Source organism: Rahnella sp. R3(2024) (assembly GCF_042920125.1).
In the GTDB taxonomy this organism is placed as follows: domain Bacteria; phylum Pseudomonadota; class Gammaproteobacteria; order Enterobacterales; family Enterobacteriaceae; genus Rahnella; species Rahnella rivi.
This window is the reverse complement of sequence record NZ_JBHGBU010000001.1, coordinates 1,235,139-1,247,835: the sequence shown is the minus strand read 5'-3', so window position 1 is coordinate 1,247,835 and position 12,697 is coordinate 1,235,139. Positions and strand designations below refer to the sequence as shown.

Below are 12,697 nucleotides of genomic sequence, written 5' to 3'. Positions count from 1 at the left end.
CACTTTGCGGAATTATGTTTCGATTGCCCGCTGGCTGTGATTACCACAAACCAGCTAGATTGAACGTCCCAGAGGTATTGATTGGTGAATCATCAACGTGCTCTGCATGTTGATACCGATTAGATTTGCACCAACCTACGCAGATGCGTAGGTTTTTTTTTGCCTCCGGTCCCCACTTACTCATCCTCCTCCTAAACTCACTGCTGACTGTCGTCATTATTCTGCGGCTTATAGTATGCTGTTTCCCCAACCTTTTTCTTTCAGGATCAGGGATGACACATAAGGAGATGGCACACATGTATAACTTTCTTTTCGCTGCGTTCAGATGGCTGTTCCGCATCGCGTTTCGGGTCACTGTGACGCCGGCCACATCCTCATTTGATTACCCGCGTTTATTGCTCACCCCCAACCATGTTTCTTTTATTGATGGCATGCTGCTGGTGCTTTTCCTGCCGGTGAAGCCGGTTTTCGCCGTCTATTCCAATATTACCGACACCTGGTATATGCGCTGGCTGAAGCCGTACGTTGACTTTATACCGCTCGACCCGACCAAACCGATGGCGATCAAGCATCTGATCCGCCAGGTCGAGAAGGGGCGTCCGGTGGTGGTATTTCCGGAAGGGCGTATTACGGTCACCGGATCATTGATGAAAATTTACGACGGCGCGGCCTTTGTGGCGGCGAAGTCTCAGGCGACGGTGATCCCTGTGCGTATTGATGGCGCCGAATACACGCCGTTTGGTCGCCTGTTCGGAAGCTTTAAGATTCGCTGGTTCCCGAAAATCACCATCAACGTGTTACCGCCGCAGACTATCCCGATGCCGGATGCGCCGCGTTCACGCGACCGCCGCGTGCTGGCCGGAGAGCAATTGCATAAGATCATGATGCAGGCGCGCATGGCCACCCGCGAACCGGAAACGCTGTATGAAGCGCTGCTGTCCGCGCAAACCCGTTATGGCCGCCGCAAACCCTGCATCGCCGATATCGCGTTTAAAGAAGATACCTATCAGGGGCTGCTGAAAAAATCCCTCGGCGTCAGCCGGATCCTGCAACGTTTCACCCGTGAAGGGGAACACGTCGGCATGCTGCTGCCGAATGCCACCATCATGGCGGCGGCGCTGTTCGGTGCCTCTATGCGCAACCGTATTCCGGCGCTGCTTAACTACACCGCCGGGGCGAAAGGCCTGCAAAGCGCAATGAAAGCGGCGCAGATCAAAACCATCGTCACTTCCCGTCAGTTTCTGGAAAAAGGCAAACTGACGCATCTTCCCGAGAATGTGCCGGAAGCGAACTGGGTGTATCTGGAAGATTTAAAAGACACGGTCACCACGCAAGATAAGCTGTGGATCCTGTTCCATCTGATTTTCCCTCGCCGCGCCATGCTGCCGCAAAAAGCCGATGATGCCGCGCTGGTGTTGTTCACGTCCGGCTCTGAAGGCAACCCGAAAGGCGTGGTGCATTCACACGCCAGCCTGCTGGCGAACGTCGAGCAAATCCGTACCGTGGCAGACTTTACGCCGCGTGACCGCTTTATGTCGTCGCTGCCGTTGTTCCACGCATTTGGCCTGACTGTCGGTCTGTTAACACCGCTGCTGACCGGTGCCCGCGTGTTCCTCTATCCCAGCCCGCTGCATTACCGCATCGTGCCGGAACTGGTTTACGACCAGAACTGCACCGTGCTGTTTGGTACGTCGACCTTCCTCGGCAACTACGCCCGCTTTGCCCATCCTTATGATTTTGCACGCCTGCGTTACGTGGTGGCGGGCGCGGAGAAACTGGCGGAAAGCACTAAGGAAATCTGGCAGGACAAATTTGGTATCCGCATTCTGGAAGGCTACGGCGTGACCGAGTGTGCGCCGGTGGTGGCGATTAACGTGCCGATGGCGACCAAAGTGAACACTGTCGGGAAGATTTTACCGGGAATGGACGCGCGCCTGATTAACGTGCCGGGCATTGAAGAGGGCGGACGGCTGCAACTGCGCGGCCCGAACATCATGAAAGGCTATCTGCGCGTTGAAAATCCGGGCGTACTGGAAACCCCGCAGGCTGAAAATGCCGAAGGTGAAATGCAGGCTGGCTGGTATGACACCGGTGATATCGTCACGCTGGATGAAAAAGGCTTCTGCGCCATTCGTGGGCGCGTAAAACGCTTCGCCAAACTGGCAGGCGAAATGGTTTCACTGGAAAGCGTGGAACAGCTGGCGATCAAGGCGTCTGCGGATGCGCAACACGCCGCGACGTCGCGCAGTGACAGCAGTAAAGGCGAGGCGCTGGTGCTGTTCACCACAGACCCACAATTACGTCGTGATGCACTGAGTAAAGCTGCCCGTGAACTGGGGCTGCCGGAACTTACCGTGCCGCGTGATATTCGTGTGGTAAAAGCCCTGCCGTTACTCGGCAGCGGTAAACCTGATTTTGTCACCCTGCGCGAAATGGCAGAAAAACCGGAGACTGAGGCATGAGTAAACCTTTAGCGGCGGCCTCGCCGCTGATGTCCAAAAGCATGACGGCGGTGATCGTGGCGCAGTTCCTCTCTGCTTTCGGCGATAACGCGTTGTTGTTTGCCGCGCTGGCGTTGATCAAACAGCAGCTTTATCCCGACTGGAGCCAGCCTGTTTTACAGATGGCCTTCGTCGCCACCTACATCATTCTCGCGCCATTTGTCGGGCAGTTCGCCGACAGCTTCTCCAAAGGGCGGGTAATGATGGTGGCTAACCTGCTGAAACTGGGCGGCGCGGCGGTTATCTGTGCCGGTCTGAATCCTTTCCTCGGCTATACGCTGGTCGGTATTGGGGCCGCCGCGTATTCGCCGGCCAAGTACGGCATTCTGGGTGAAATCGCCAGTGGCGAACAGCTGGTAAAAGCCAACGGTCTGATGGAGGCGTCTACCATCGCCGCTATCTTGCTGGGTTCTGTGGCGGGCGGTGCGCTGGCGGACTGGAATATCCTGGCGGCGCTGGGGATCTGTGTGCTGGCCTATGGCGCGGCAGTGGCGGCGAACTGGTTTATCCCGAAACTGACGCCGGCGCGCGCCGGGCAGTCCTGGCATCCGGTAAAAATGACGCGGACATTTTTCGCTGCCTGCACCACGTTGTGGCGCGACGGTGAAACCCGTTTCTCGCTGGTGGGAACCAGTCTGTTTTGGGGCGCGGGCGTGACGCTGCGCTTCCTGCTGGTGCTGTGGGTGCCGGTGGCGCTGGGCATTACCGATAATAAAACGCCGACGCTGCTCAACGCGATGGTGGCGATCGGGATTGTGTTCGGTGCCGGTGCGGCCGCGAAATTGATTCGCCTGGAAACGGTGAAACGCTGTCTGCCTGCAGGCGTGGCGATCGGTGTCGCCGTGGTCGTCTTTGCACTGCAAACCAGTATGCTGAGTTCTTACATCGTGCTGATCGTGGTCGGTGTTCTCGGTGGCTTCTTTGTGGTGCCATTGAATGCGTTGTTGCAGCATCGCGGTAAGGCTTCCGTCGGTGCCGGTAATGCCATTGCGGTGCAAAATCTGGGCGAAAATACCGCCATGTTACTGATGCTCGGCCTGTATTCGCTGGTGGTGATGGCAGGAGCGCCGGTGGTGGCGATCGGTATTGGTTTCGGTGTGGTCTTCGCGCTGGCGATCACCGCGCTGTGGATCTGGCAGATTATGCAAAAACGACGTCACGCCTGAGGCTTGTTTGTCATCTCAAAAAACAAAAGGGCGCTGAGCGCCCTTTTTTAATGGCTGAGATCCGGCGTTAAGGTGCAGGGATCGTGAAGCGCTTATGGATATTTTCCAGTTCGCCCATGATGTCAGCATCCAGCGTTAACTCCTGGCTGTCGATATTGATCTTCAGCTGTTCCAGCGTGGTTGCGCCCAGCAGGGTGCTGGCAACAAAAGGTTGCTGACGCACAAAGGCCAGCGCCATCTGAGAAGGATCCAGATTGTGTTTTTTGGCCAGTGCCACGTATTCCGCTACCGCGCCTTCGGCCTGCGGTGAAGAGTAACGGGTGAAACGGCTGAACAACGTATTACGCGCGTTGGCCGGTTTTGCGCCGTTAAGGTATTTTCCGCTCAGGGTACCGAACGCCAGGCTGGAATACGCCAGCAGCTCGACCCCTTCGTACTGGCTGATTTCCGCCAGACCGATTTCGAAACTGCGGTTCAGCAGGCTGTACGGGTTTTGAATGGAAACAATACGCGGCAGATCGTGTTTTTCCGCCAGTTGCAGATAACGCATCACACCCCATGGCGTTTCGTTGGAAACACCGATGTAGCGGATTTTACCGGCGCGAACCTGTTCATTCAGCGCTTCGAGCGTTTCCAGCAACGTGACCGGAGACTGCTCTTCGGTGTACTGATAACCCAGTTTGCCGAAGAAATTGGCCTGACGTTGTGGCCAGTGCAACTGGTAGAGATCGAGGTAATCAGTGTTCAGACGTTTCAGGCTGGCATCCAGCGCTGCGCGGATATTTTTACGATCCAGCATCTGCGCCGGGCGGATCGCGTTGTCGCTGCCGCGGGAAGGGCCGGAGACTTTGCTCGCCAGAATGATTTTTTCGCGGTTACCACGGGCTTTCAGCCAGCTGCCGATATAGCTTTCCGTCAGACCCTGCGTTTCCGGGCGTGGCGGAACAGGGTACATCTCTGCGGTATCAATCAGATTGATGCCCGCGGCGACGGCGTAATCGAGTTGCTGATGGGCGTCGGCTTCGCTGTTTTGTTCACCAAAAGTCATGGTGCCAAGACCCAGTAAGCTCACTTCTAAAGAACTGTGGGGTATACGGTGATATTGCATTGCCGGTCTTCCTTTCTTCTGAGAATGTCAGGCGGAGAAAAAAATGCCTTAACTGACTATATACAAGGCTGGCAGAAGGGGGAAGTAGCAGAGAGTGCCGGTAACGCGGGCGGAAAGGGGCTGACAGCAAAAGAGCCAGCAAAAACTGGCTCTTTGTGTTGCGGGGAACAGAATGTGCTTAACGCTTCATGACCTGGCTGACATTGTCGTTATTGATCTGACGTTCGTTGCCTTGCTCATCGGTATAACTGAGCAGACCGGTGGATTTATCCAGCTCCGGTTTGCCGTCGGTCAGGATCATGCTGCCGTCCTTGGTGGAAATTACATAGTCACTGGCGCAGCCTGCAAGCCCGAATACCAGCAGAGCAGCACTGGTCATCATCAACGCTTTCTTCATCATTGTTGTCATTCCTTTTATGTACGCGACGTAGTAGTGAACGTGAAGTGTGACAAAGCCGAACTTTATACACTCCAGACAGAATCACATTCTAGCGTAGCAAAGGCTTTTAAAAGTGACATAAAAGGTGCCGGTATTTTTAAAATGATGATTCAGAGCTGGAAATGATGCGCCAGCAGCGCTGCGGTAAAACGCTTCTTCAGATAAAAGCCGCGTGGCAGGGTCATAATGGGCTGGCCAAATTCACCGATGGCCTCGGTTAACGCTTTGCTGTTTGCCGCTTTCGGGCGCAGTTGCAGGAATTCTCCGTGGCGCGCCGTGATGCTTTCGACTTTGCCCAGTACGATCAAATCCATTAATTCTTCCCAGTCCTGACGCAGTTGCTCATCCTCTTCCTGCGTGGGTTGCCACAGCAGAGGCGCGCCGATGTGGCGTTCGGCCAGCGGGATCTGACGTTCCCCTTCCACCGGGATCCACAATACCCGCGCCAGTTTGTGGCGGACGTGGCTGCTCTCCCAGGTCACACCGCTGTTGCCGGTCAGAGGGGCAACGCAGACAAACGTGGTTTCCAGCGGCTTTCCCTGAGAATCAATGGGGATCGTTTTCAGCTCGATGCCGATATCAGCAAAATCCTGCTCCGGCTTACTGCCGGCACTCGCGCCGAGATACACTTCCAGCAGCATACCCACCCAGCCTTTTTCACGCTTAAGGTTTGCCGGTATCGGCAATCCGGCACGGGTTGCCAGCTCACCCAGCGTATGCCCGGCGAGCGACTGCGCGCGATGCAGCAACGCATCTTCGTGACGTGGCGGTTCAGTTGCAGGTAAAGGAATAGACATAAAAAACAACACTCATGAAATTAGGTTAAATTTTATACTCACCCTGCGTAATGCAGTGCATAAAAAGTTATACCCGTGGGATGGCCGAATAATAGCATGATTTAATTTGATTTTTTTTACCCTTCTGACCGGTTTATCACAAGCCGTTTTCAGGTTGACCACCTGTTGAAGGCGACAATGAACAGGATCTTCCCCCTACTTATCCACAGATTTCTTGGATAACCCTGGGTAAATTCGATCACTGGTTCGATTTACAGGCTTGACGGACCGGGTTTTATGCAATTTCAGAGCAGGTAACGTCAACTTTTAGACGATCGCTGTGGATAAAAACGTCATTGGTGGATCTTTCGCCAGATCATGTTCGAATGTGACTTGCCTCACTTTTTTAGTCCCGTGATAACCTCATTTTTACGCTATAACTCAATGCTTATTAACGATTTTATAAATGTTAATTTTGAGGCTGGGGATAAGTTCACGAGAGTTTTACCCTGCTTACTCTTAAGTTCTGCACACATCTATCCACAGAAAAAGTGAATAAAATCGCGGGCGTCGAACAGAATCTGTTTATAACTTTGCTGTTAAGTGAAAGTTATCCCATTTTTATTCGTGCGGATCAGCGCTAACCAGTGGTTTACCGCCTGTTGGTAGTGTGAAACAATCACAACATCTATGATTTTAAGCTATTGAGGTAGTCCGGTGATCGATGATGATGGCTACCGCCCGAATGTTGGTATCGTAATCTGTGACAAGCAGGGTCAGGTGTTATGGGCCAGACGATACGGTCAGCACTCCTGGCAGTTTCCTCAGGGAGGTATTAACCCCGGTGAAACCGCTGAGCAGGCAATGTACCGCGAGCTGTTTGAAGAGGTAGGTCTGAGCCGTAAAGATGTGCGTATTCTGGCTTCGACCCGCAACTGGTTACGATATAAATTGCCAAAACGTTTGGTGCGTTGGGACACAAAGCCGGTTTGTATCGGCCAAAAGCAAAAATGGTTCTTGCTGCAACTGATGTGTAACGATGCTGATATCAATATGCAGCGCAGCAGCACGCCTGAATTTGATGGCTGGCGTTGGGTGAGTTTCTGGTATCCGGTTCGTCAGGTGGTGTCATTCAAACGCGATGTTTATCGTCGTGTGATGAAAGAGTTTTCGACAACCATTATGCCGATGCAGGAAATCTCCCTTCCCAAGACATCGCCCGCTTATCGTCGTAAAAGAGGCTAAGTCGCGAAGAGATGCTCACGCGTTTGCGAGAAATTGTTGAAAAGGTAGCAATGGCGGCCAGCCTGAATGATGCGCTGGACGTTCTGGTCAATGAAACCTGCCTGGCGATGGACACTGAAGTGTGTTCTGTTTATCTCGCAGATAATGACCGGCGTTGTTATTACCTGATGGCGACGCGAGGTTTGAAAAAACCTCGCGGGCGCACGGTTACGCTTGCGTTTGATCAGGGGATCGTGGGTCTGGTTGGCCGCCTGGCTGAACCTATCAACCTTGCCGACGCACAGAGTCATCCAAGCTTTAAATATATTCCTGCCGTAAAAGAAGATCTTTTCCGATCCTTTTTAGGTGTGCCGATCATTCACCGTCGACAGCTGCTGGGCGTGCTGGTTATTCAACAGCGTGAACACCGCCAGTTCGATGAAAGTGAAGAGTCATTTTTAGTCACACTGGCAACTCAGCTGGCGGCGATCCTTTCGCAGGCGCAGCTGAATGTGCTTTATGGCCGTTTTCGCCAGACGCGCGTTCGTGCGCTGGCGGCTTCGCCGGGTGTGGCGATTGGTATCGGCTGGCAGGACAGTTCGCAGCCTTCCCTCGAACATGTCTATATGGCATCCACGCTGGATACGGTACGTGAACGTGAGCGGCTGACCCGCGCGCTGGAAGATGCCGGTGCCGAGTTCCGCCGTTTCAGTAAACGCTTTACCGCCAGCGCACAAAAAGAAAGTGCCGCGATTTTCGATCTCTACTCCCACCTGCTCAATGATGCCCGCCTGAAACGTGAACTGTTTGCTCAGATCGATCAGGGCGCAGTGGCCGAATGGGCAGTAAAAAAGGTGGTTGAGGAGTTTGCGGCGCAGTTTGCCAGCCTGCAGGATACCTACCTGCGTGAACGCGGCAGTGATTTACGTGCGCTCGGGCAGCGTCTGGTTTTCCATCTCGACGATTCAATTCAGGGCAATACTCAGTGGCCTGAACGCTTCATTCTGGTGGCCGACGAACTGACCGCCACACTGTTAGCCGAAGTCCCTCAGGACCGGCTGGCTGGCGTAGTGGTACGCGACGGTGCGGCCAACTCTCATGCCGCCATTCTGGTGCGCGCAATGGGCGTGCCGACCATTATGGGCGCAGATATTCAGCCCGCGCTGCTTAGCCAGCGTCAGCTGATTGTCGATGGCTATCGCGGCGAACTGCTGATCGACCCTGAACCGGTACTGGTCGCAGAGTATAAGCGGCTTATCAGCGAAGAAATGGAACTGAGCCAGCGTGCGGAAGACGACGTTGACCAGCCAGCGGCGCTGAAAAGTGGCGAAAGAGTGCATGTGATGCTCAATGCCGGTCTGAGCGCCGATCATGAAAAGTTGTTTGGCAGCCGCGTTGACGGCGTCGGGCTTTACCGCACCGAAATTCCTTTCATGCTGCAAAGCGGTTTCCCTTCTGAAGAGGAGCAGGTGGCGCAGTATCAGGGCATGTTGCAGCTGTTCCCGCAAAAGCCTGTGACGCTGCGAACGCTGGATATCGGCTCTGATAAACAGCTGCCCTATATGCCGATCAGCGAAGAAAATCCGTGTCTGGGCTGGCGTGGTATCCGCATTACGCTCGATCAACCTGAAATCTTCCTGATCCAGGTTCGCGCGATGCTGCGAGCCAATGCGGCGACCGGTAATCTTGGTATTTTGCTGCCCATGGTCACCAGCCTGGAAGAAATTGATGAAGCGCGCAGGCTTATCGATCGCGCCGGTCGTGAAGTGCAGGAGCAACTCGGCTACGAACTGCCACGCACGCGTATCGGCGTGATGATTGAAGTGCCCTCGATGATCTTTATGTTGCCTGCGCTGGCCGGAAGAGTGGAGTTCATCTCTGTCGGTACCAACGATTTAACGCAATACCTGCTGGCCGTCGATCGCAACAACACCCGCGTTGCAGGGCTCTATGACAGCCTGCATCCGGCGATGCTTCGCGTGCTCAAACAAATCATCACCAGTGCAGAAGCCATCGGGCTCGACGTCAGCCTGTGTGGTGAAATGGCCGGTGATCCGATGGGCGCCTTGCTGCTGACCGGCATGGGCTACCGTAATCTCAGCATGAACGGGCGCAGTGTCGCTCGCGTGAAATACTTGCTGCGCCGCATCGATTTAGCGGATGCCGAAGAACTGGCTGGCCGGGTTTTACAGGCCCATTTCACCACGGATGTACGCCACATGACGGCGGCATTTATGGAACGACGCGGTTTAGGCGGACTGATTCGCGGCGGTAAATAACCTTCTGACGCGGCATTTCCTGTCGCGTCGTTTAAGCCCGCATCTCAGGCCGGGCAAACTGAGACGATTTTTTACAGAACTTTTCCCCCGGCGTAGCCACGGAAAACCTCCGGCTTATGCTACTATTCGCCTCCTGCTGACCCCTAACCGGGCTAAAACAATAAACAATTTGTGGTGATAGATGAGCAACAGCTATCTGGCGTTTCCCCAGTTTGATCCGGTGATTTTCTCTATCGGACCGGTATCCCTTCACTGGTACGGACTGATGTATCTGGTCGGGTTTGTCTTCGCAATGTGGCTGGCCGTGCGCCGTGCGAACAAACCGGGCAGTGGCTGGACAAAAGACGAAGTTGAAAATCTGCTGTATGCCGGTTTCCTTGGCGTATTTCTTGGCGGCCGTATTGGCTACGTATTTTTCTACAATTTGCCTCTGTTCCTCGACAATCCGCTCTATCTGTTCAAAGTGTGGGACGGCGGGATGTCCTTCCACGGCGGTCTGCTTGGTGTGATCGTTGTGATGCTGGTCTTCGCCCGCCGGACTAAACGTAATTTCTTCCAGGTTGCAGATTTCATTGCGCCACTGATCCCGTTTGGTCTGGGTGCCGGTCGCCTTGGCAACTTTATCAACGGCGAGCTGTGGGGGCGTGTGACCACCGATGTGCCATGGGCAATGCTTTTCCCGGGTTCCCGTCAGGAAGATATCGCCATTGCCGCTGCGGATCCTAAATGGCAGCCGCTGCTGAACCAGTACGGTGTGCTGCCGCGTCATCCTTCTCAGCTGTATGAATTGCTGCTCGAAGGTGTCGTGCTGTTTATCATCCTGAATGTCTTTATCCGCAAATCACGCCCGATAGGTGCGGTATCCGGTTTATTCCTGATCGGTTATGGCTTATTCCGCATTATCGTTGAGTACTTCCGCCAGCCGGATGCGCAGCTTGGGTTGTTCGACGGCGTCATCAGCATGGGTCAGGTTCTGTCCATCCCGATGGTTGCCATCGGCTTGATTATGATGGTCTGGGCATATCGTCGTCCGCAGAAACAATTGTCGTGAGGTAACATGAAACAGTATCTGGATTTAATGCAGAAAGTGCTCGATGAAGGCACACCTAAAGCCGACCGTACGGGTACCGGCACATTGTCGATTTTCGGTCATCAGATGCGTTTCAACTTGCAGGAAGGTTTTCCGCTGGTCACCACCAAACGCTGTCATTTGCGCTCGATCATTCATGAACTCCTGTGGTTCCTGAAAGGTGAAACGAATATCGCCTATCTGCGTGAAAACAACGTCAGCATTTGGGACGAATGGGCCGATGAAAACGGCGATCTCGGCCCGGTGTATGGCAAGCAATGGCGTGCCTGGGGCGCTGCCGACGGTAAGCAGATTGACCAGTTGACGAATGTTATCAATCAGCTGAAAAGCGACCCTGATTCCCGTCGTATCATCGTATCGGCGTGGAATGTGGGCGAGCTGGATCAGATGGCGCTGGCGCCTTGCCATGCCTTCTTCCAGTTCTACGTGGCGAACGGTAAATTGTCCTGCCAGCTGTATCAGCGCTCTTGCGATATCTTCCTCGGCCTGCCGTTTAACATCGCCAGCTATGCGCTGCTGGTACATATGATGGCGCAACAGTGCGATCTTGAAGTCGGTGATTTTGTCTGGACCGGTGGTGACACCCATCTCTACAACAACCACATGGAACAGACGCATCTGCAACTGAGCCGTGAACCTCGCGCAATGCCGACACTGATTATTAAACGCAAACCTGCCTCCCTGTTTGATTACAACTTCGACGATTTCGAAATCGAAGGATACGACCCGCATCCTGCAATCAAAGCACCTGTCGCTATCTGATCGTCTGCTGCCTGGCCCCGCGTCAGGCAGCGATCTCTCTGACGTACCGCCTTCCTGTTGCGCCACTTTTTACGCTTTTTTCTGACGATTCCCACCGCTATTTCTCCCTGACTATTGTTTCTGCGAGATGTCCCTCAACATTTTTGTTTAGGGTGCTTTGTTGCACATTTTCTTCTGAAGGCATCGCGGAGAAAGGTTTTTTGCCTGTGGCACCGAAAATTTAAATGCTTACCCTGACCGCATGAAAAAAAACGAACGTTCAGGGGAGCAGGGGATGTCGCTGATAGAAATGATGGTCGTCGTTGCGCTGGTGGCAATGTGCACTCTTTGGGGATTGCACAGCTGGCGAGGTTACCAGCAGGCGTTAAAGCTTGAGCAACAGGCTCAGCAGTTACGTTTATATCTCTATGGCCTGCAGGCCGAAGCCAACAGTTACAATCGCTCCGCCGTGTTGTGGGCCATCGGTGGAACCGCCGGCTGCGTGGGTGCAGGGCTGCGCCCGGCCGACTGCCATGCAGCCAGTGGCAGAGTATTTGCTGTCGGCGAAGCGGATATAGAATTGCTCGATTTTACTGATAAATCGATGGGCTTTTACGGGCTGCGTAATGCCGCCCTGGCAGGGCATCTGACGTTAAAAAATACCGCCGGAAGTTTGCGCGTGGTGCTCTCAGCCAGAGGGCGGCTGCGTATCTGCAGCGAGAATCAGCCTGTACTGGGCATCGGTGTATGCCAGTGATTCATCATCGTGACAACGGATTCACCCTGCCGGAAGTGATGATGGCGATGGGTGTCGGCAGTATGCTCATGCTCAGTGCTGCGCAAATTTATCCGCTGATGCGCCAGCGCAGCCAAAGCCTGGGGAGACATTATCAGCTTGAGGAGTTACTGCATCAGACCGCTTTTACCATCGAAAAAGATGTGCGGCGCGCCGGGTTTTGTAATGGTATCTGTCAGGGCAAAACAGTCATCATCGGCAATGCGTCCGGTGAGCCCGCGGGTTCCTGCATCATCGTCATCTATGACCTGAATCGCAACGGGCGCTGGGAAAAGCCGGGCACCGCGGAATCAGAGTATTTTGGTTATCGCCTGCGACAGGGAGGGATTGAAATGCAGCGTGGCACAGAGTCGTGCGGCAGTACAGGGTGGGAGAAATTACTCGATCCGGCGGAAGTCACCGTCACGAAATTTGTCGTAACTGAAAGTTCTGGTCTGCATTCAGGAAACTTGTTTTCTCTGCAAATTGACGCCCACTGGAGTAAAAACCCGCTTATTCACCGGCAGGTTGACGCTCAGATTGCAGGGCATTCTCTGTGAACTCATTGGAAAAGAACACAGCGAAAAATCATCCTGAT

General features: G+C 53.9%; 11 protein-coding genes. 8 read left to right on the top strand and 3 right to left on the bottom strand.

Annotated features, from left to right (window positions below):
- The first annotated feature begins 296 nt into the window (after nt 1–296).
- Both aas and lplT read left to right on the top strand, forming a co-directional pair.
- On the top strand, nt 297–2,462 hold the full coding sequence (aas, locus tag ABSH60_RS05545; protein WP_390973050.1) for a bifunctional acyl-ACP--phospholipid O-acyltransferase/long-chain-fatty-acid--ACP ligase: 2,166 nt from the start codon (nt 297–299) through the stop codon (nt 2,460–2,462).
- Nucleotides 2,459–3,667 (top strand): lysophospholipid transporter LplT, encoded by a 1,209-nt coding sequence (gene lplT / locus ABSH60_RS05540; protein WP_122097007.1) that lies wholly within the window; start codon nt 2,459–2,461, stop codon nt 3,665–3,667. The genes aas and lplT overlap by 4 nt, the downstream gene beginning before the upstream one ends.
- Before the next feature lie 67 nt (nt 3,668–3,734).
- On the opposite strand, the gene ABSH60_RS05535 is transcribed toward lplT, so the two are convergent.
- From ABSH60_RS05535 to mutH, 3 genes are all read right to left on the bottom strand, one after another.
- Nucleotides 3,735–4,775 (bottom strand): NADP(H)-dependent aldo-keto reductase, encoded by a 1,041-nt coding sequence (locus tag ABSH60_RS05535; protein ID WP_056781813.1) that lies wholly within the window; start codon nt 4,773–4,775, stop codon nt 3,735–3,737.
- 178 nt (nt 4,776–4,953) lie between these two features.
- Nucleotides 4,954–5,172, bottom strand: a complete 219-nt coding sequence (locus ABSH60_RS05530; protein ID WP_056782032.1) for a YgdI/YgdR family lipoprotein — start codon at nt 5,170–5,172, stop codon at nt 4,954–4,956.
- 152 nt (nt 5,173–5,324) lie between these two features.
- Nucleotides 5,325–6,011 carry a DNA mismatch repair endonuclease MutH gene (mutH, locus tag ABSH60_RS05525; protein ID WP_390973047.1) on the bottom strand — a complete coding sequence of 229 codons (687 nt, stop codon included), beginning with the start codon at nt 6,009–6,011 and terminating at the stop codon, nt 5,325–5,327.
- 696 nt (nt 6,012–6,707) lie between these two features.
- On the opposite strand from mutH, the gene rppH reads away from it, so the two are divergent.
- From rppH to ABSH60_RS05495, 6 genes are all read left to right on the top strand, one after another.
- On the top strand, nt 6,708–7,235 hold the full coding sequence (gene rppH, locus ABSH60_RS05520) for an RNA pyrophosphohydrolase (protein WP_056781808.1): 528 nt from the start codon (nt 6,708–6,710) through the stop codon (nt 7,233–7,235).
- A gap of 11 nt (nt 7,236–7,246) precedes the next feature.
- A complete protein-coding gene (ptsP, locus tag ABSH60_RS05515) occupies nt 7,247–9,493 on the top strand; it encodes a phosphoenolpyruvate--protein phosphotransferase (protein ID WP_390973045.1) in 2,247 nt (748 codons plus the stop codon).
- A 181-nt stretch (nt 9,494–9,674) separates the two neighbouring features.
- Nucleotides 9,675–10,544: a prolipoprotein diacylglyceryl transferase gene (gene lgt, locus ABSH60_RS05510; RefSeq protein ID WP_217203825.1), complete on the top strand. Its 870-nt coding sequence runs from the start codon at nt 9,675–9,677 to the stop codon at nt 10,542–10,544.
- Between the two features lie 6 nt (nt 10,545–10,550).
- Nucleotides 10,551–11,345 (top strand): thymidylate synthase, encoded by a 795-nt coding sequence (gene thyA / locus ABSH60_RS05505; protein ID WP_056781802.1) that lies wholly within the window; start codon nt 10,551–10,553, stop codon nt 11,343–11,345.
- Nucleotides 11,346–11,586: 241 nt separating this feature from the next.
- Nucleotides 11,587–12,081 carry a prepilin peptidase-dependent protein gene (locus tag ABSH60_RS05500; RefSeq protein ID WP_390973042.1) on the top strand — a complete coding sequence of 165 codons (495 nt, stop codon included), beginning with the start codon at nt 11,587–11,589 and terminating at the stop codon, nt 12,079–12,081.
- Nucleotides 12,072–12,659: a prepilin peptidase-dependent protein gene (locus ABSH60_RS05495; RefSeq protein ID WP_390973040.1), complete on the top strand. Its 588-nt coding sequence runs from the start codon at nt 12,072–12,074 to the stop codon at nt 12,657–12,659. The genes ABSH60_RS05500 and ABSH60_RS05495 overlap by 10 nt, the downstream gene beginning before the upstream one ends.
- Nucleotides 12,660–12,697: the final 38 nt, after the last annotated feature.

Coding starts and splice junctions, on each gene's coding strand:
- aas (WP_390973050.1), top strand. CDS start 297: ATGTATAACTTTCTTTTCGCTGCGTTCAGATGGCTGTTCCGCATCGCG.
- lplT (WP_122097007.1), top strand. CDS start 2,459: ATGAGTAAACCTTTAGCGGCGGCCTCGCCGCTGATGTCCAAAAGCATG.
- ABSH60_RS05535 (WP_056781813.1), bottom strand. CDS start 4,775: ATGCAATATCACCGTATACCCCACAGTTCTTTAGAAGTGAGCTTACTG.
- ABSH60_RS05530 (WP_056782032.1), bottom strand. CDS start 5,172: ATGAAGAAAGCGTTGATGATGACCAGTGCTGCTCTGCTGGTATTCGGG.
- mutH (WP_390973047.1), bottom strand. CDS start 6,011: ATGTCTATTCCTTTACCTGCAACTGAACCGCCACGTCACGAAGATGCG.
- ptsP (WP_390973045.1), top strand. CDS start 7,247: ATGCTCACGCGTTTGCGAGAAATTGTTGAAAAGGTAGCAATGGCGGCC.
- lgt (WP_217203825.1), top strand. CDS start 9,675: ATGAGCAACAGCTATCTGGCGTTTCCCCAGTTTGATCCGGTGATTTTC.
- thyA (WP_056781802.1), top strand. CDS start 10,551: ATGAAACAGTATCTGGATTTAATGCAGAAAGTGCTCGATGAAGGCACA.
- ABSH60_RS05500 (WP_390973042.1), top strand. CDS start 11,587: ATGAAAAAAAACGAACGTTCAGGGGAGCAGGGGATGTCGCTGATAGAA.
- ABSH60_RS05495 (WP_390973040.1), top strand. CDS start 12,072: ATGCCAGTGATTCATCATCGTGACAACGGATTCACCCTGCCGGAAGTG.